The 17,687-nt window shown below is 63.3% G+C and carries 20 protein-coding genes; 16 read left to right on the top strand and 4 right to left on the bottom strand.

Features of this window, described 5'->3' with window-relative positions:
- Positions 1-3 precede the first annotated feature (3 nt).
- From C1717_RS00835 to C1717_RS00810, 6 genes are all read left to right on the top strand, one after another.
- Positions 4-1,305 carry a hypothetical protein gene (locus tag C1717_RS00835; protein ID WP_245859329.1) on the top strand — a complete coding sequence of 434 codons (1,302 nt, stop codon included), beginning with the start codon at positions 4-6 and terminating at the stop codon, positions 1,303-1,305.
- A gap of 233 nt (positions 1,306-1,538) precedes the next feature.
- A complete protein-coding gene (locus tag C1717_RS00830) occupies positions 1,539-2,804 on the top strand; it encodes a 4Fe-4S binding protein (protein ID WP_102371374.1) in 1,266 nt (421 codons plus the stop codon).
- Between the two features lie 4 nt (positions 2,805-2,808).
- Positions 2,809-3,249, top strand: a complete 441-nt coding sequence (locus C1717_RS00825; RefSeq protein WP_102371373.1) for a DUF2752 domain-containing protein — start codon at positions 2,809-2,811, stop codon at positions 3,247-3,249.
- A gap of 183 nt (positions 3,250-3,432) precedes the next feature.
- A complete protein-coding gene (locus tag C1717_RS00820) occupies positions 3,433-4,026 on the top strand; it encodes a DUF4234 domain-containing protein (protein WP_102371372.1) in 594 nt (197 codons plus the stop codon).
- Between the two features lie 149 nt (positions 4,027-4,175).
- Positions 4,176-5,252, top strand: coding sequence for a redox-regulated ATPase YchF (gene ychF, locus C1717_RS00815; RefSeq protein ID WP_102371371.1), 1,077 nt, complete (start codon positions 4,176-4,178; stop codon positions 5,250-5,252).
- 44 nt (positions 5,253-5,296) lie between these two features.
- Entirely contained in the window at positions 5,297-5,680 is a 384-nt protein-coding gene (locus C1717_RS00810; RefSeq protein WP_102371370.1) for a DUF1648 domain-containing protein, read from the top strand.
- On the opposite strand, the gene C1717_RS00805 is transcribed toward C1717_RS00810, so the two are convergent.
- Positions 5,677-6,261: a hypothetical protein gene (locus tag C1717_RS00805; RefSeq protein ID WP_102371369.1), complete on the bottom strand. Its 585-nt coding sequence runs from the start codon at positions 6,259-6,261 to the stop codon at positions 5,677-5,679. The two genes, C1717_RS00810 and C1717_RS00805, sit on opposite strands and share 4 nt — an antisense overlap.
- A gap of 104 nt (positions 6,262-6,365) precedes the next feature.
- Between C1717_RS00805 and C1717_RS00800 the strand changes: the two genes are divergently transcribed.
- Entirely contained in the window at positions 6,366-6,575 is a 210-nt protein-coding gene (locus tag C1717_RS00800) for a helix-turn-helix domain-containing protein (protein ID WP_102371368.1), read from the top strand.
- 21 nt (positions 6,576-6,596) lie between these two features.
- On the opposite strand, the gene C1717_RS00795 is transcribed toward C1717_RS00800, so the two are convergent.
- The gene (locus tag C1717_RS00795; protein ID WP_102371367.1) at positions 6,597-7,646 is read right to left on the bottom strand and encodes an asparaginase; all 1,050 of its coding nucleotides are present in this window, start codon (positions 7,644-7,646) and stop codon (positions 6,597-6,599) included.
- A gap of 242 nt (positions 7,647-7,888) precedes the next feature.
- Here C1717_RS00795 and C1717_RS00790 point away from each other — a divergent pair, with 242 nt between their 5' ends.
- The 4 genes from C1717_RS00790 to nhaA all read left to right on the top strand — a co-directional run bounded on the left by C1717_RS00790 (position 7,889) and on the right by nhaA (position 12,877).
- Positions 7,889-8,848 (top strand): ROK family protein, encoded by a 960-nt coding sequence (locus tag C1717_RS00790; protein WP_102371366.1) that lies wholly within the window; start codon positions 7,889-7,891, stop codon positions 8,846-8,848.
- Between the two features lie 143 nt (positions 8,849-8,991).
- Positions 8,992-9,933: a DHH family phosphoesterase gene (locus tag C1717_RS00785; protein ID WP_102371365.1), complete on the top strand. Its 942-nt coding sequence runs from the start codon at positions 8,992-8,994 to the stop codon at positions 9,931-9,933.
- Positions 9,934-10,414: 481 nt separating this feature from the next.
- On the top strand, positions 10,415-11,461 hold the full coding sequence (locus tag C1717_RS00780; protein ID WP_245859328.1) for a calcium/sodium antiporter: 1,047 nt from the start codon (positions 10,415-10,417) through the stop codon (positions 11,459-11,461).
- Positions 11,462-11,500: 39 nt separating this feature from the next.
- Positions 11,501-12,877: a Na+/H+ antiporter NhaA gene (gene nhaA / locus C1717_RS00775; protein ID WP_102371364.1), complete on the top strand. Its 1,377-nt coding sequence runs from the start codon at positions 11,501-11,503 to the stop codon at positions 12,875-12,877.
- 146 nt (positions 12,878-13,023) lie between these two features.
- Here the strand turns inward: nhaA and C1717_RS00770 are convergent, their stop codons facing one another.
- Entirely contained in the window at positions 13,024-13,440 is a 417-nt protein-coding gene (locus C1717_RS00770) for a hypothetical protein (RefSeq protein ID WP_102371363.1), read from the bottom strand.
- A gap of 66 nt (positions 13,441-13,506) precedes the next feature.
- Positions 13,507-13,761 carry a hypothetical protein gene (locus tag C1717_RS00765; RefSeq protein WP_102371747.1) on the bottom strand — a complete coding sequence of 85 codons (255 nt, stop codon included), beginning with the start codon at positions 13,759-13,761 and terminating at the stop codon, positions 13,507-13,509.
- A gap of 161 nt (positions 13,762-13,922) precedes the next feature.
- Here C1717_RS00765 and C1717_RS00760 point away from each other — a divergent pair, with 161 nt between their 5' ends.
- From C1717_RS00760 to C1717_RS00740, 5 genes are all read left to right on the top strand, one after another.
- Positions 13,923-15,206, top strand: a complete 1,284-nt coding sequence (locus tag C1717_RS00760) for an aspartate aminotransferase type Ic (protein ID WP_102371362.1) — start codon at positions 13,923-13,925, stop codon at positions 15,204-15,206.
- 173 nt (positions 15,207-15,379) lie between these two features.
- Positions 15,380-15,694, top strand: coding sequence for an STAS domain-containing protein (locus C1717_RS00755; protein WP_102371361.1), 315 nt, complete (start codon positions 15,380-15,382; stop codon positions 15,692-15,694).
- A 114-nt stretch (positions 15,695-15,808) separates the two neighbouring features.
- Entirely contained in the window at positions 15,809-16,486 is a 678-nt protein-coding gene (locus C1717_RS00750) for a Sec-independent protein translocase subunit TatA/TatB (protein ID WP_102371360.1), read from the top strand.
- A complete protein-coding gene (gene tatC, locus C1717_RS00745) occupies positions 16,486-17,268 on the top strand; it encodes a twin-arginine translocase subunit TatC (protein ID WP_245859327.1) in 783 nt (260 codons plus the stop codon). Before C1717_RS00750 ends, tatC begins: the two co-directional genes overlap by 1 nt.
- Before the next feature lie 12 nt (positions 17,269-17,280).
- Complete coding sequence (locus C1717_RS00740) at positions 17,281-17,631, top strand: hydrogenase maturation nickel metallochaperone HypA/HybF (protein WP_102371359.1); 351 nt, start codon at positions 17,281-17,283, stop codon at positions 17,629-17,631.
- Positions 17,632-17,687 lie beyond the last annotated feature (56 nt).

The raw sequence follows: 17,687 nt of genomic DNA, 5'->3' as shown, positions 1-17,687 counted from the left end.
CCGGTGAGCGCAGCTGCATCCCGCTCCGACGCTGGCGCCCCCGCAGCCGGGGGAGCTGATCCCACCATCTCCATGGGCTCGCCCCAGTCGGTTCCCGGCGGGACCGTCCAAATGCCGCGTCCGGCATCCTATGCAGACCCCGCGCCTGCTGGGAGTCCTGTCCAGACGTATGCCCCGCCCCAGCAACAGCAGGCCGCCTCGTTTGGCGAAGCGCCTCACCGTAAGGCATCGCGTAAGACGCGCAACGTTGTGATCGGCGTCTTTGTGGCACTCGTCGTGCTCGTCGCCGCTGCAGCGGCGGGCTGGTTCTTCTTCATCAGGACGCCTGCGCCCACGGCGGTCGTGTTCATGATCGACGCCGCGGGTCTTGATAGCTCCACGGGAACGAGGATTCCCGTGCATATCGAGGGTGAGGACGTCCGTGGTAAGGAGGTCTCTGCAGATTACTACCTCGAGACGGACGGCTCGGGCATGGAGCTTGTCGACGGCGTCTACGAGCTTACCGTCGCGGCGTCGCCCATCGCTGCGGACGGCACGATCTACAACGTCGCCGATGCCGGGTCTGCGACCATCGAGATCGAGGGAGACAGCGGAAGCATGGAAGGCTCTATCTCCCTTGACCCCATCCCTGCTGCGGAGGTAACCGATCGTCAGATCGAAGATGCGTACGAGGCGGCGCTTGCCGGCGGCGTGGATGACGAGCAGCGAGCCGAAGAGCTTCGCGATGCCGCGACTGCTCGCCGTGATGAGGCGGTCGAGGCAGAGCAGGAGGCACAGCGCCGGCAAGAGGAAGAGGAGGCGCGCCGTCGCGAGGAGGAGGCTGCGCGTGAACAACAGGGCGCTTATCAAGCCGATTCCTTCTCCTTCGACATCCCATCGTATTGGGAGGGCCGCGTGACCGTGCAGGTCGACGGCGATAGCGCAACGATTTACTCGTCTACCTATCCAGAGCGTGAGCTCGCGACGTTGGCATACGTGTCTGTCGACGCGGGCGTGGGAACCGACATCGGCGGAGCAATCGATTCCACCGGAGATTTGGGCAACGGGATGATGGTCTACCTCTATGCGCCGAACTATGCCTACCGAATCGCCTACGCCAATCTCTCGGGATCGACCGATCCGGCGGACTATTACACGCTTGAGGAGGCTGAGGAGCTCGTCGACCTGCAGTCGGGCGGAACCGTGAACTACACGGATTACCTCAATAACATGCGCGACAACGGTGGTACCAGCCCTGATCAGGATATGCTCCTCGCGGGCGTTCAACAGATCGATATCGACGATTTCAACGTGCACGGTCGCTGACGAAGGGCCCGGCATGATGCTGGCGCCATAGAGGACCGCCGGAGGATCGGGTGCGTTCATCTGCGGAGCGGCACCAGACGAATAAAGCGTTCTAGGCGGTTCTGATTCGTCGTTTTTCTGGCTGTGAACCATATGGTGGCGTGCGGGCGGGCATGAGGCGCGTTCGGTGCCGTACAATATCGAAGTTGCGCGCTGTCGCGCGCATATGTGGCCATCGCGCAGGAGGGGCGTATATGGCGGAGCAAAAACGCGACATGTTCGATGACATCATCGATATCACCAAAGGCCTGAGCGGCCTTACCGAACCATTCAACGACTTGAAAGACGCCTTTTTGGGCAACACCGACCCCGAGGCGGTCGAGTGGAACCCTGCTGATTACAAAGAGCGCCCGCGCGCCAATACCTTGCGCTGCGTGGCGTGCAAGTCATCGAAGGGTTCTTGCAAGGCATGCATCGATATATGTCCGGCGTCTTCGATCGCCATCGAGGACGGCGGAATCGATATCCTAGACACCTGTCGCAAGTGCGGCCTGTGCGCGCCGGTGTGCCCCACGGAGGCCATCACCACGACCGGACATAAGCCCCGGCGTATCTACGACCAGGTTGCTTCGGCAGCGGCAGCCCATGAGACGGCCTATGTGACGTGCGCCCGCGCGTTGCGCCGCGTCCCGCGCGAGAACGAGGTGGTGCTCGCGTGCATCGGCGAGGTGACGCCGGAGACCTGGCTGGCCGTCATGGCGGACTATCCCAATGTGAGCGTGTACCTGCCGCTTGATATCTGCGAAGGTTGCCGCAACGCCCAGGGCGAGGAGCTTTTGGGCGATGCGATCGCGACGGCGGAGGAATGGCTGGGTGCCGGCATGGGCCTCGAGGTCGAGGCTTCTGCGCTCACGTGCGTGAAGCGCCGCGAGTTCGAGCGTAAAGAGTACATGGATAAGATCATGCGCACGACGGGCCTTACCGTATCCAAGCTCAATCCCGCGACCGCGGCGGTGACCACGGTTGCCCAGCGCTTGCGCGAGCACACCAAGAAGCTCTCCGCCATCGAGCGCACCTTGAACGCTGCAACAGGAAGCACCACGCAGAAGCGTCGTCGCATGCTCACGCAAAACCGCCAGCTGCTGCTCTCGGTGCTCCAAAGCCATCCGGAGCTCGCGGAAAACATCCACGTGCAGGTGCCTGAGTGCGATTTCTCAAAGTGCACCATGTGCGGCGATTGCGTGGACGCGTGTCCGCTGCATGCCTGCGACCTCGTCGATTCTGGCAGGTTCGCACTCGAGGCCACATATTGCGTCGGCTGCGGGTTGTGCGCCGATGTCTGCGAGACCCGTGCCCTCACGATGGTGGAGCGCGACGCGCGCGATCTCGTTCTGCCCGATCCGGAGGTCAAACAGGGCACGATCGAGGCAGTGACGAGCATGGATGCCGGCAAGCTTGCCGCCGAGGCGAAAAAGGGCTTGAGCACGGTCTTGGACCAGGTCGAGAAGCTCGCGGACTAGCCGTATGGGCGAGCGCGGTGCGGCCGATGGGCGCAGGGGGCAGACCCCCGAGATCCTTGTCGTGGCAGCCCTCGTCATACTGGGGGCCGGCTTCTTCCATCTCGTAGGAGTGGGGTGTCCCATCAAGTTCGTAACCGGGGTTTCGTGTCCCGGCTGCGGGATGACGCGCGCTTGGCTCGAGGCCCTTCAGGGCAATTTGGATGTCGCGCTGGCCTATCATCCGTTGTTCTGGTCGGTCCCCGTCGTCTTGGTGCTGGGGTGCGTGCCCTCACTCGAGACGAACCGAGCCGCGCAGGTGGTGCTTGCGGCGCTCATCGTCGCGTTCATCGCGTTGTGGGCGTGGCGCATGGCTGTGCCGCACGATGCTGCGATCCTGGTCGATGCGGGCGTCTTCGATGACGTGGTGAATATTGGCGTTCCGGGATGGATGAGCCTGTTCGGATGAGCTGCACCGCGAAAGCGTGCGGGCCGCTGCGTTTGCACGGGCATTGCGCGGGTGTCGCTTGTGGTGGCGCGCCCGTGCGTTGCGGCGCGGTAATTTTACGCGTTGCTGACCTCATGTCTTCTTGACGGTCAAAAATCCTCCATATATCCTCAAGGAACGGGATTTCGTCCAAAGGGGGATATCATGTTTTGCAGCTCTTGTGGGAAGCAGATTCCCGACGGAAGCGCATTCTGCCCATCGTGCGGGGCCAAGCTCCAGGCGCCCGTCGGCGGCGCCGCTCCGACATATGCCCAGCAGGCCCAGCAGACGTACGGGTCGCCCTTAACGGGCGGTGCCATCTATTCGCCTGGCACCCAGCCGGGCGCACCCAACGGTGGCGGGTACATTCAGACGGATCGCAGCTTGCTGGTCTATATCATCCTGTCGTTCATCACCTGCGGCATCTATGGGTTCTACTTCATCTACACCATCGCGCGCGACATGAACATCATGTGCTCGGGCGACGGTGACAGCACCCCGGGGCTTGGCGCCTACATCGCCCTGTCGATCGTGACCTGCGGCATCTACAACCTGTGGTGGGTCTACAAGATCGGTAACCGCCTCGCCTTCAACGGACCGCGCTATGGCTTGCAGTTCCAGGAGAACGGCACCACGGTGCTCATGTGGTACATCATCGGCATCATCCTCTGCGGTCTGGGCCCGTGGATCGGCATGTACATCATCATCAAGAACACCAACGCGATGGCAGCCGCCTACAACAACTGCATCGCTCGCTAGCGGAAGATCTCGGGGCTCTACGCGCCGGTGCACCGTCCGCTCAGCTGCGCATCTCGCTCTACGCGGCCGTGGTTCCTTCGGGTTCCACGGCCGAGGTCGTTTCGCCTACAATAGGTGGCGCACTGTACGTCTTAGAGAGGAAGTAGCTCGTGGCTCTTTCCATTGGTATCGTAGGCCTGCCCAACGTGGGCAAGTCGACGCTGTTCACTGCCCTCACCAAGAAGGGCGGCCTTGCTGCCAACTATCCCTTTGCGACCATCGATCCCAACGTGGGCATCGTGAACGTGCCTGATGAGCGCTTGCAAAAGCTTGCCGATATCGTGCATCCGGGGCGCATCGTGCCCGCGACGGTCGAGTTCGTGGACATCGCCGGGCTCGTCAAGGGTGCGAACGCGGGGGAGGGCCTGGGCAACCAGTTCCTCGCGAACATCCGCGAGACCGACGCCATCTGCGAGGTGGTGCGCTACTTCGAGGATCCCAACGTCATGCGCGAGGTGGGGCGCGAGGGCGCGTTCGTGGACCCCGCAGGCGATGCCGAGACCATCATGACCGAGCTCATCCTGGCTGATATCCAGACGCTCGAGAAGCAGATTCCCAAGCTGGAGAAGGATGCCCGCCGCGATAAGGAGCTCTTGCCCAAGCTCGAGGTCGCGCAGCGTCTCGTCGCCTGGTTGAACGAAGGGAACCGTGCTGCGGCCATGGAGATGACCGACGAGGAGCGCTCGGCGGCCAAGGGCCTCTTCCTGCTCACCATGAAGCCCATCCTCTACGTGGCCAATGTGGACGAGGATATGCTCGGTCAGGATCTCGAGCCTATCGATGGCGTGGCGCCGATTCCCATCTGCGCCAAGGTTGAGGCGGAGCTCTCCGAGCTCGATCCTGAGGAGGCGGCGGAATACCTGGAGACGCTCGGCCTCGAGCGCCCGGGCCTCGAGCTCCTTGCTCAGGCCGCCTACAAGCTGCTCGGCCTGCAGTCGTTCTTCACTGCGGGCGAGATGGAGGTCAAGGCATGGACCGTTCGCCAGGGCGCGACGGCTCCCCAGGCCGCGGGCGTCATCCACACCGATTTCGAGCGCGGCTTCATCAAAGCCGAGGTCATCTCCTACGAAGACTATATCGAGCTCGGTGGCGAGCGCGGTGCGCGTGAAGCCGGTAAGCTGCGCATGGAAGGCAAGGACTACGTCATGGCCGATGGCGACGTGGTCCATTTTCGGTTCAACGTATAGGGAAGGATCTCTAGACGGGTCCTCAGATTCAAGGTGGTCGATCGATGTTCCGTTACGGTAAGAGGAACGGGTATCTCACGATTGCGCTGATAGCACTTGCTATCGTGCCGATTCTGATTGCGCTGTTCGTCATTCCTCAGATGCCCGACGAGGTGCCCATGGCCTTTGGCGCCGATGGCGCCCCGACGCGCTTTGCCAGTCGCTATCAGCTGCTGCTGGTGCCGGGTGTTGCCGCGCTGCTCGGAATCGTGAGCGTTGTCCTCGCCCGTCGGCAAGCCGAGCAGGAGCCTGCTTCGGGGGCGGTTGCCCAGATCGTGTACTTCCGGCATGTCCGCAGCGCGGTGCTCACGGAGCTGCTGCTGTTCGCCTGCACGATCTACATACTGGTCACCGCGTACCTGGGTACAGGCTTCACGTTGGCGTTTTAGGAGGCGGTGCCCGCGCAGGCTGCAGGGATCGCTCGAAGCGCCTCTGCGAGACCTCCTGCGGCGCGAGCGGGGAATCGCAGGTCAGCAGCATTCATGCAGGCGGGCCCCGCGTCTTCGAGCGCGAAGGCAATTCCTGCTTCCAGGACGATCGGCAGATCCTGGGGCCGTGTGGCGACGGCGACGGTCGAGGAGAACGTAGCGCGATGCGCGCGGCAGAGCTCTGCAAGGAGCGCCGGAGCCGTTCGCTGGGCGGTAGGCTCGTCTTGGGATAGCGTCATGAGATCGAACGCCAGCTCGGCGAGCTCGTTTTCCGCTTCGTCATGCGCGGCCCTGCGAGCTTGCGCGAATGCGCGGGCAACATCTTTGCCGGTGTGCTCGGTTGCGATTGCGATGATGGCGTCGAGAGCGTCTGCGGCCTTGCGCAGAAGCGATAGCTCTGTCGAGCTGATAGCAGGACCGCATCCATCGATGCTGTCGAAGTCTATGATGATCATCCAGCGCGGATGCGCTTCCCGCAGCCTTGCCTCCGGCGCCTTTGCATGCCCCGGATCGCTTCCAAGCGGGTTTGAAGGTGCTGGCATGCGACACGACCCGTCTATCATGGACGCCCTTTCACGCTGTGCGCATTGCATTGACGTAAAGTATAGTTTACGCAAGCGAACGCGCACTTTCGCATGCTTGTTCCATGAACGAGCGGATTGAACAGATCATCGGTGCGAATGTGCAGCGCCTGCGCCAGGAGCAGGGTCACTCCAAGACCGCATTCTGCCTGATGGCAGGAATCAGCCGACCCTACCTCGACAAGGTGGAGGCGGGAGAGGCGAACATCACCGTGCGCCAGCTCGAGCGTTTGGCATCCGGTCTTGGTGTCGAGCCGGTGGATCTCATATCCTGAGGTCCCAAACGCCCGGGAATCCTAGCGGCTTGCTTCGCGATCGTGGTTGACAGGCTGATAGAACAGCCGCTCGAGCTCCTCCATGTCGTGTGTCTGGCCGAGCGCCCACATCATCTTTGCCACGATGGCCTCGGTGGTCATGTCGGCACCGTGCAGGATGCCCGGTTGCTCGGCATAGGTGCGGCCAACCTCGTAGACGCCAAGGTCGAGTCCTTCCTCGGGCACCTGCGTGGTGAGCACCACGGCGCGTCCCGAATCCACCCAATCGAAAATCGCCTGCTTGAACGACGGCTCTTCGTCTCCGTAGTCGGGGATGCCTCCAAGTCCGTAGATCTCGAGGATAAGCGCATCGTAAGCATCTTTGAGGGCGTAGAAGAGCTGCGGGTTCAGGCCCGGGGTGAGCTTGAGCACCGCCACGCGATCGTTGATCGTAGCGTAGCTCCTAAGCTTGGTAGGTGTGGCTCCGCGCTGGAGGGTGAGACTCGCCTTTAGACCGGGAATCAGGTCGAAGGCGTCGCTTCGCACGATCTTGCCGCCCCGGATGTAGGCGAGCGGGGGATAGTTCACGCTTTTGAAGGCATTGGTGCTCACGGTACGCTGCTTGCGGGCGCGCGTGCCCGCTATGGCGACGCCTCCAAACACGATGCATACGTCACGCGAGAGGTCGTCAGCGGCGTACAGCAGCGCTTGATAGAGGTTGAGCTTGGCATCGGTGAAGGAGCTCGTCATGGGGCGCTGCGAGCCGGTGAGCACGATGGGCTTGGGATTGCCGGGGATGAGGTAGGAGAGGGCCGCCGCGGTGTAGGCCATGGTGTCGGTGCCGTGCAAGATCAGAAAGCCATCGTATTCGGCGTAGTGCTGGACGATGGCATCGCGGATGCGCAGCCATCCCGCCGGCCGCATGTTGGTGCTATCGATGTTCATGAGCTGGAGCACGTCGAGTTCGCAGATGTCCTCGATCTCGGGAACGTAGCTGGCAAGCTCGGCGCCAGAGAGCGCGGGCGACAGCCCGTTGCCGTCTTCTGCCGAGGCGATGGTGCCGCCGGTCGCGATGAGCAGGATCTTCTTCATAGAGGGGCCTTCCGTTCGGGCGGGCGGGGGCGTGCCCGACCGCATGAAGCTTCATTGTGGCATACGTGCTCGCGCCCGCCCGCTTCGCTGGAGGAAAACGCCTATATCCCCATGGATCAGCCGCCTGCCCGGCGCATGGGACAGCTCGCCGGTGCGCGCCTTCCGCAAACGGGGACGTGTGGGACAATGCATCCATACGTGTGGGCATGGCGCCGCGGGCGCCATTGAGGAGGGAGCGCATCATGGCAGCGGAGAAGGAGCTCTACATTGGACTCGATGTGGGTGGAACCTCGGTGAAGATGGGCCTGTTCGATGCCGAGGGCGAGCTTTTGGGCCAGGGGAGCGTGCCCACGCCGCCGCTCATCAACGCTGAGGGCTACACTGCGGTTACCGAGGGCATCAGCAAGCTGCTCGACGTGGCGAGCGAGCAGACCGATCTGGTCCGCGGCATAGGCCTCGCCATCCCGTGCCCGGTGCCTGCGGACGGCGTGATTCGCATGCAGGCCAATATCCAGATCAACGCACCCGGGCTCGAGGCCGCACTCAAGCGCCATTGCCCCAATGCCACCGTACGCTTCGAGAACGATGCCAACGCCGCCGCAATGGGCGAGCTCTGGGTCGGCACCGCTCGCGGCCACCGCAGCTTCGTCTTTGTGACCATCGGTACGGGCGTGGGCGGCGGCATCGTGATCGACGGGCACGTAGTCGGGGGCGTCATGGGCGCCGGCGGAGAAATCGGCCATCTGTGCATGAATCCTGAGGAGGAACGCTCCTGCGGCTGCGGCGGCAAGGGGCATCTGGAGCAGTACGCGTCGGCGACGGGCATCGTCACGAGCTATCGCGCCGCCTGCGAGGAGCGCGGCCGGGAGCCGGTCGCGCTCGATGGCCCGAGCGATTCGCGCTCGGTATTCGCTGCCGCCAAGGACGGGGACGAGGCCGCCTGGGCCGCCATCGACATGATGTGCGACTACCTTGGACGCGCGCTCGCCCTCATCGCCGATGTCGTCGATCCCGAGGCCTTCATCTTGGGCGGCGGCACCTCGAACTCCTCTGATCTTTTCCTCGATCGCCTCGAGGCGGGGTACCGGCGCTATGCGATTCCGGTGACGCAGGATACGCCCATCGAGATCGCCTCGCTCGGCAACGAGGCTGGCATCTACGGTGCCGCCTATGTGGCGCTGCAGAGCGCCGAGGAGCGCTAAGTGAACTCCTGCTCGGACGGATTCCACGTCGTCCACGAGCGGGCGCATTGACGTGCTAGGATAGGGGCGACCGTGTTCCAAGGGGACCGGTCGTCCCCAATTTGCCGGTGCTTCCGGCAGCTGATCGATTTATGGAGGAAACCATGTCCCACGTTCTCGTCTTCGGACACCAGAATCCCGACAACGACGCCATCATGTCCGCGGTGGTGCTCGCCCAGCTGTTGAACCAGGTCGAGTACCTTGGCAACGAGTACGAGGCGTGCGCGCTCGGCCCGCTTCCCGCCGAGTCCGCGAAGCTGCTCGCCGAGGCGGGTCTTCCCGCTCCGCGTCTGCTCGATGCCATTGAGCCCGCCGAGGAGGGGGCCGATCCGCAGCAGGTGGTCCTCACCGACCACAACGAGCCCGGCCAGTCCGTTGCCGGTCTTGGAAACGCCCAGGTGATCGGCGTCGTCGATCATCATCGCTTTGGCGACTTCACCACCGCCGCCCCGCTTCACATCGTTGCGCTTCCTTGGGGATCGAGCTGCTCGATCGTTGCGAAGCTCTTCGAGGTGCTCGGCCAGAAGCCGACGGACACCCAGGCAAAGCTTCTGCTTTCGGCCATGATGACCGACACCCTCATGCTCAAGAGCCCCACCACCACCGACGTCGACCGTGCCACCGCCGCCAAGCTCGGCGAGCAGCTGGGCGTCGACCCGGTCAAGTTCGGCATGGAGGTCTTCCTCTCCCGTCCCTCCGGCTCCTTCACCCCCGAGCAGATGGTGGGCAACGACATCAAGCTCTTCGAGGTGGCCGGCACCAAGCTCCTCATCGGCCAGTACGAGACCGTGGACAAGAGCCGCGCGCTCGGCATGATCCCCGAGATTCGCGAGGCCATGCGCGCCTATCAGGCAGAGAAGGGTGCCGACGGCATCGTGCTGTGCGTGACCGACATCATGGAGGAGGGCTCGCAGGTGCTGCTGGAGGGCGACACGGCCGCCGCGCAGAAGGGCCTCGGCATCGAGGACGTGGCCGAGGGCGTGTGGATGCCCGGCGTGCTCTCCCGCAAGAAGCAGGTCGCTGCTCCCATTCTCGCGGCTAACTAAGCGAGAGCATCCAAGCTGGGAACAGGGGCCTCGGGAGCGGGCGGCAGGCCGTTTCGCGGCAACGTGCACGGTCGCGGCGTCGTCGCCCGGTGCGTCTCGCACCTGTGAAACTCGCGGAGGAGCTGTGGATTCGCACGGCGAAGGCCCCAAGCAGCCTTGGTTCTGGGCAAAGATATAGATAAGTAGCGTGGCGAGGTGCCCCGGCGGCGCCTCGCCCTTTTTGGAACCAAGGTAAATCACAAGCCACCACGGACGCGGTGCTTTGCCGTGGCTGGCAGATTACGGGAAGCAGGCTGAAGTTATGGCGGTGCGTCATATCGGGTGCCTGCGCATGCCTGCAGAGGCGGGTGAGCGCAAGGCGATTGTTGCATAGGGACGACTGGCCGTCCGGCGCATGTGCCGGACCCATCTCGCGTCCGCAACCTGTGCCTTTGCTATCCGCTCTTCTCGCCGCCTATAGCGCGGCGGCCTGGAGGTTCCCATGCCCTATATGCTTGAATTTGCCCTGATCCTGGTCGGCTTCGTCCTGTTGGTGGTCGGTGCCGACAAGCTCGTGGATTCCGCGAGCAGCATTGCCGCGCGCTTCGGCATGCCGGACCGCGTGATCGGCTTGACCATAGTCGCCGTCGGGACGTCATTGCCCGAGCTGGTGGTGAGCGTGACGTCCGGCGTGGGCGGCCATGCCGACATGGTGTTCGGCAACGTGGTGGGGAGCTGCCTGGCAAACATCCTGCTCATCCTGGGCATCTCTGCGCTTATCTCGCCCATTCCGCTGTCGCGCAGCACGCGTCGCTTCGAGATTCCTGCAAGCATCGCGTCCGTTGCGCTGCTGCTCGTGTTTGCGAACACGGGAGGCAGGATCAGCCTGATCGAGGGCGTGGCGATGCTGGCGCTGTTTGCAGCGTTCATGGTGCGTTCTGCTGTGGTGGGGACGCGCGCCAAGCGCGCCCAGGATATGAGCGATGTCGAACCGCTATCCGCTGCCGATGCGCGGGTCCTCGCTGCTTCGAGCGAGCCTGCAGCGGGAGGCGCGGGGCACCCGGATCTCGACCTCGCAGACGTGAAGGTCAAGCAGCGGAATATCTTGGTCGACCTGCTCATCATCTCGGTGAGCATCGCGCTGCTCAAGGTCGGCGCGGACTTCGTGGTGAACAATTCCGTCGCGGTTGCGAGCGGCCTAGGCGTGAGCGAGCGGGTCATCGGCATCACGGTGGTGGCTCTCGGAACCTGCCTGCCCGAGCTCGTGACGGGGGTGGTCGCGGCGCTCAAGGGCAATATCGAGATCGCCGTGGGCAACGTGATCGGCTCGAACGTGGCGAACGTGCTGCTCGTGATCGGCGCGCCCGCGCTGTTTTCCGCTGTGCCCTACGACACGACGTACAATGTTGATTTCGTGCTGCAGATCGCGTTCACCGCGGCGTTGCTGCTCTGCGCGCTGCGCAAGCCGCGCAACCGCGTCGGCCGCATGGATGGCATCGCGTTCACGTTTCTGTACGTGGCATATATCGTCGCTTCGCTGCTGCGATAGCGCGGCGGGCGACTATCTGGTGGGAAAGGGTGACGTTCGATGAGCGAACGGGAAAACGTGCAAGGCCATGCGGTGCAACCGGCGCCGTTCATCAGCGAGCAGCAACGGCACCGCTTGGAGCGTCGCAGCGCGTTGGAGCGCATCACCGGTAACGGCACCGTCTCTGCGGCGGTGATGATCGTTGCCGCCATCGCGGCGGTGGTGTGCGCCAACACGGCGGCGTACGAGCCCTTACACGAGTGGTTCCTGCAACCGGTGACCATCGGCATTGCCGGTTGGGAATTCACCCTGACCTTCGAGCTGTTCGTCAATGACTTCCTCATGGCGATCTTTTTCCTGCTGGTAGGCCTTGAGCTCAAGTACGAGATGACGGTGGGCGCGCTTCGCCAACCCCGTCAAGCTATGCTCCCCATGCTCGCAGCCGTGGGCGGCGTGGTCATGCCGGCTGTGATCTACGCCACCATCAATCGCGGGGGCGCCCTGCATGGCTGGGCCATCCCGATGGCGACGGATATCGCCTTTGCGCTGGGCGTGCTGTCTCTGTTGGGCAAGCGTGTGCCGCCGGGCATCAAGGTGTTCTTCTCCACGCTTGCCATCGCGGACGACCTGCTGGCCATCGTGGCGATTGCACTCTTCTACGGCCATGCGCCCAGCTTGTCGTGGCTTGCGGCCGCCGCGGTGGTCACGCTCGGGCTCGTGATGCTCAACCGCCGCCGGCATTATCGGCTGGCACCGTATATTGCCTTGGGCTTGGTGCTGTGGTTCTGCCTGTATCAGAGCGGCATCCACGCCACGCTTGCAGGCGTGATCCTAGCGTTTACCATCCCGGCGCTCTCTGATATCGATGCGGGGAGCCTGATGGGTTGGCTCGAATCCATCCTTCCGGAACTCGATGACCGCTTTGACGACGAAGCCCATATCCTGGGCCAGCATGACTTCACCCATGCGGTGCGTGGCGCCGAGCGCGTCATGCACCGCGTGACGCCGCCCATGCAGCGCCTGGAGCACTATATTTCCACGCCGGTGAACTTCTTCATCCTGCCGCTGTTCGCGTTTGTGAACGCGCAGGTGCGCCTCGTGGGCGTCAATCTTGGTGCGCTCGTGGTGGACCCGGTGGCCGTGGGCACCTATCTGGGCATGCTGTTGGGCAAGCCGATCGGTATCTTCGGGGTGACGTTCTTGGTGGTTCATCTGGGGCTTGCCGAACTGCCCGAGGGAGTGGGCTGGAAGCACATCATGGGCATCGGCATCCTGGGCGGCATCGGGTTCACGATGTCGATCCTCATCGCGGGTCTTGCGTTCACGGAGATCCCAGCCGAGCTGCTGGCGGCCAAGACCGCGATCCTCGCTGGCTCGGTATCTGCGGCGCTCGTCGGCCTTGCCTACATGAGCATCGCCTGCCGTGAGAAACGCTAGCTGTTACCGGGGCGGCATTTCCGCTAGGGCCTTTTGGTGCGTGGCGCCTAGTGCCCATCGGGGGCTTTTCATCCTAAACGTCAGATTCCGAGTGGTTATAGGATGCTGACGAACGCGTGACGGCCCATCGCGTTCTTTCGATTTGCCTAGCGTCTGTGGATGAGCGCATCGCGCACGGCTTCGACCTGCTGGATGGCCGCAGCGACCTGCTGGCGCGCCTCGTTGATCTGCATCTGGACATACATGTCCAGAAACGCGTTGTCGAAGAACATGTCCGCGAACGACAAGAACCCGCTCGTGTCGATCTGAAAGCCAGGTGCTCCTTCGACATCGCGCAGCTCGCGCACGAAGACGCGCAGTGCGTCGCGCGCGGCATCGATTTCCCCTTGGGCTTCGTGCATTTTGCTGCGCTTGATATAGGAAGTGATGGCACCGCCTGCGAAGATGTCGAACAGCCCCCAGTTGCCTGCGGATCCCAGGAGATCCTGGGCGCGGTACAGGTGCCCGAGCGCTACGTCGGCGGCATCGATGGCTTCGTTATACTCCCGCTGGATGTCGGACATGCTGGCACCTTTCTGTGAGGCGTTGAATCTACAGGTGAAGTGGGGCCGCGTCGATCGGATTCGTTCCTACTCCACGGTGCCGTAGGCACCGCCCCAGCCATGGGCGGCAAGGGCGGAGTTGATCTGGTCGCAGAGCCGCTGTCGGTCATAGGCGCCAGGCGGTACGAGCTCCACGATCTCCTGGAGGTCTGCGTCGAGGTCCATGAGCTCTGCCTGAACGATGGCATCGAGCCTCTCGACTACCTCCCGTCCCAGAAACAGGGAATCGACGAGACGCTGGAGGTCGCCGTACGATGCGGCCTGGAACTGCTCGAAATCCATGATCCCTCCCGGGAAACCGGCATGTGCCGGGTCGGTGTCGCGTTCCAACAGCATAGCGCGACTTCGGCCCCTTGCGAGCGCCCGCATAGGTATACTTATGAAGATTGTGCTTACGCGCACCGCCCCAGGGGTGTGGGCGCTCGTCGTTGAAGGGGATGTACATGGCGACGATATACGAAGAGATGAGGGCCGAGGAGCTCGATGCTGCGATCGCCGAGCTCGAGGCAGAGGTGGAGAAGACAAAGGCGCGCGGTCTCGCGCTCGATATGGCGCGTGGCAAGCCGAGCCCGGCTCAGGTAGACATCTCGCGCCCCATGCTCGACCTTATTTCGAGCGGCGCCGACCTCACCGACGAAGGCGTCGATTGCAGCAACTACGGCTGCTTCGAGGGCATTCCCTCTGCGCGCAGGCTCGCCGGCGAGTTCATCGGCGTACCGCCCGAGCAGACCATCGTGCTCGGGTCCTCCAGCTTGAACATCATGCAGTCCATCCTCATCCATTATTGGGAGAAGGGTGTACCCGGCTACGCCCCGTGGAGCAAGGTCGACCACGTTAAGTTCCTGTGCCCGTCGCCCGGCTACGACCGGCACTTTGGCATCACCGCCGATCTAGGCATCGAGAACATCCCGGTGCGCATGACCGAGGACGGTCCGGATATGGACGAGGTGGAACGCCTCTGCGCTTCAGACGATTCCATCAAGGGCATGTTCTGCGTCCCCAAGTACTCGAACCCTACCGGCATCACCTATTCGGACGAAACGGTGCGCCGGCTCGCCACCATGCAGGCTGCCCCGGACTTCCGCATCGTGTGGGACAACGCCTATGCCGTGCATGATTTCACCGATACGCCCGATGAGCTTGCGAACATCTTCGACTATGCGCGCGAAGCGGGTAACGAGGACCGCATCCTCGGCGTTGCCTCGACCTCCAAGATCACCTTCCCGGGCGCGGGCGTCGCGTTCTTCGGCTCGTCGCCCGCCAACGTCGCCGAGGTCGCCTCGACGTTGAAGGTCGGCCTCATCAGCGCGAACAAGCTCAACCAGCTCATGCACACGCGCTTTTTGCCCGACCTTGCCGCCGTTCGCGCCCACATGCGCAAGCATGCCGAGTTCCTCCGCCCGCGCTTCGCAGCGGTCGAGCGCAAGCTCGAGGAGGGATTGGGCGGCACGGGCTGTGCCACCTGGACGCATCCCCATGGCGGATACTTCGTCTCGTTCGATGGACCCGAGGGCTCTGCGAAGCGCGTTGCCGCCCTCTGCGCAGAGATGGGCGTGAAGCTCACCCCGGCGGGCGCTACCTGGCCGTACGGCAAGGATCCGCACGACACGAACATCCGCATCGCACCCACCTACCCCACAGTGGAGGAGCTTGAGGCCGCCCTCGACGTGCTCGTTCTCGCCGTGAAGCTCGTCTCTGCCCGGCTGGTTCGTGAGGCGCGCAGCTAGCGGCCCTTCGATTAGTTTGCGATTCGTCCGTACATGCTAAAGATTTGCTGATGCGTCTCCGTGTGCCCCGCGGGGGCGCATCACCGGTACAATAGACCGGATACAGCGCCCTCGAAGGGGTTGCTGCCAGAACGCTGATTAGCCGGCTTTATGCCAGCATGTGGGGAGTACCTATGGAACTGGTCATTACCACCCAGCCTACGCCCGAGCTCTACACCATCGTTGTCGAGGGTGAGGTCGACATCTCGAACGCTTCTAAACTGCGCGATGCGATCGATTTGGCTCTCGAGCAGCCGACGGATACCGTGCAGCTCGATTTTGCGCAGGTTGCCTATATCGATTCAACGGGCATCGGCGTGCTGGTGGGTGCCGCGCACCACGCTGAGGAGCGAGGCAAGCGCTTCTCGGTCGCGCACGTCCAGCCTGCCGTCATGCGCGTGATGCAGCTGCTTGGTGTCGATGCCGAGCTCGAAGTCACCGCTCTGTAAAGGCCTTGTCAGCTCCACGCCAGCTACGGTTCGGGGCGGTATACTCATACCGTTTGCGCGCACTCGCCTTGAGCGAGGCGCGTGTTTCTGGGAGGAAATTCACAGGAGGTTCTCGTGTTCGGAATCGGGCATACCGAGCTTCTCGTAATTCTGGTCTTTGCCTTTCTGCTGTTCGGGCCGGATAAACTGCCGCAGATGGGGCGCACCATCGGTCGCGCGCTGCGCCAGTTCCGCGAGACGCAGCAGAAGGTGACCTCGGTTGTGCAGACCGAGATCGTCGACCCCATGGCAGCGGCGGCTACCGCCGAGGCTGCCAAGGCCAAGCCTGCGGCGGGCGCGGCGGATGAAGCCGCTCCCGACGTCGCGTCGGAGGGTGCCGATATCGCCACCCAGAAGGCGTCGGAGGCTCGCAAGGAGACCTTTGCCGAGCGTCGCGCTCGCCTTGCTGCCGAGAAAGCTGCCCGCGAGGCAGCCGAGTCCCCTTCGGAGGATACCGGCTCGCCCGCTGGCGAGGTTCCCTCCGAAGACATTGCGGCAGAAGCGGAGCAGGCGGCTGCCGGTGCGGTAGCCGAGGACTCCGAGCCCGAGCCTGCGCGCACGACTGCCGACCTCTATGCTCGCCGTCCGCGCCGCCACCGTGCCGATGACGCTCACGGTGAGGCTGCCTCGGACGCGAGCGCGGATGCAGCATCCGACGAGCCTGCGCAGGCTGTCGAATCCGATGCTTCCGCGAGCGCTCCGGAGGCCCTGCAAGATGAGGGTGAACCGGCAACGAAGGGGGGTGAGCGGTAGTGCCCATCGGACCAGCGCGCATGCCGCTTATGGATCATCTGGGAGAGCTGCGCCGCCGTCTCACCATCATCGTGGTGAGCGTGCTCGTGGCGACGGTCGTCTTCTATTTTGCGACTCCCACGATCATCGATATCCTGACCGACCCCATCCGCCCGCTCGTCGAGGACGGCCGCTTCTACATCACCACGTCCCTTGGCGGTTTCTCCGTGCGCTTCTCTATCGCGTGGAAGACCGCGGCGGTGGTCTGCGTACCCATGATCCTTCTGCAGATCCTCGGGTTCTTCCTTCCGGCGCTCAAGCCTAACGAGCGTAGATGGGTGGTCCCCACGATCCTCATCGCCACGGTGCTCTTCTTCGTCGGTGCGGTGTTCTGCTACCTCATCATCGTGCCCGCCGGATTCGAGTGGCTCATCGGCGAGACGAGCGCCATCGCGACCGCCCTTCCGGATCTGGTCGATTACATCAACACCGAGATCCTGCTCATGATCGGCTTCGGTGTGGCATTCGAATTGCCGCTCATCGTCTTCTACCTTTCCGTGTTCCACATCGTTCCTTATGCCACATTCCGTTCCGCCTGGCGCTACATCTATGTCGTTATGCTCGTGGTCTCCGCTTCGGTTACACCCGACGCGAGTCCGGTGACGTTACTGTTCATGTACGCCGCCATGCTCTCGCTCTACGAGATCTCGCTTTTCGTGACGCGCTTCGTGATCATCGCGCGAGAGGGCAAGAAGGGCCTCACGGGGAGCAGGATCGCCCTCTTCATGGATGACGAGGACTAGCGGGCGCCTGCAATGCACGAGCTCGGCTTGGTGTCAGGAGTGCTCGAGACCGTGACGACGGCTGCGCGTGAGGCGGGCGCCTTGCGCGTGATCTCCGTCAAGCTGCGTATCGGTGATCTTTGCGAGGCCGTTCCCGAATCGCTCGATTTCGCATGGGAGGTCTTGAGCGAAGAGGATCCGCTTACGGCGGGAAGCAAGCTTGTGGTCGAGGACGTGCATCCTCGCAGCCGCTGCCTTGGTTGCGGGGCGGAGTTCGACCACGACCGGTTCCACGTCAGGTGCCCGCAATGCGGGAGCTCCGCAACCTCGCTCCTTGCAGGACGCGAGCTCGAGATCGTCTCGATGGAGGTCGACCTGCCTTAGCGTGCGGGTGCGCATGCAACGCTTAGCGGGGTCGACGCGTGGGTCGCATGCGGGCC

The organism is Enorma phocaeensis (assembly GCF_900186505.1).
Taxonomy (GTDB): Bacteria; Actinomycetota; Coriobacteriia; order Coriobacteriales; family Coriobacteriaceae; genus Enorma; species Enorma phocaeensis.
Note: the sequence above shows the minus strand (reverse complement) of the source record. Positions and strands in the feature narration are given on the sequence as shown.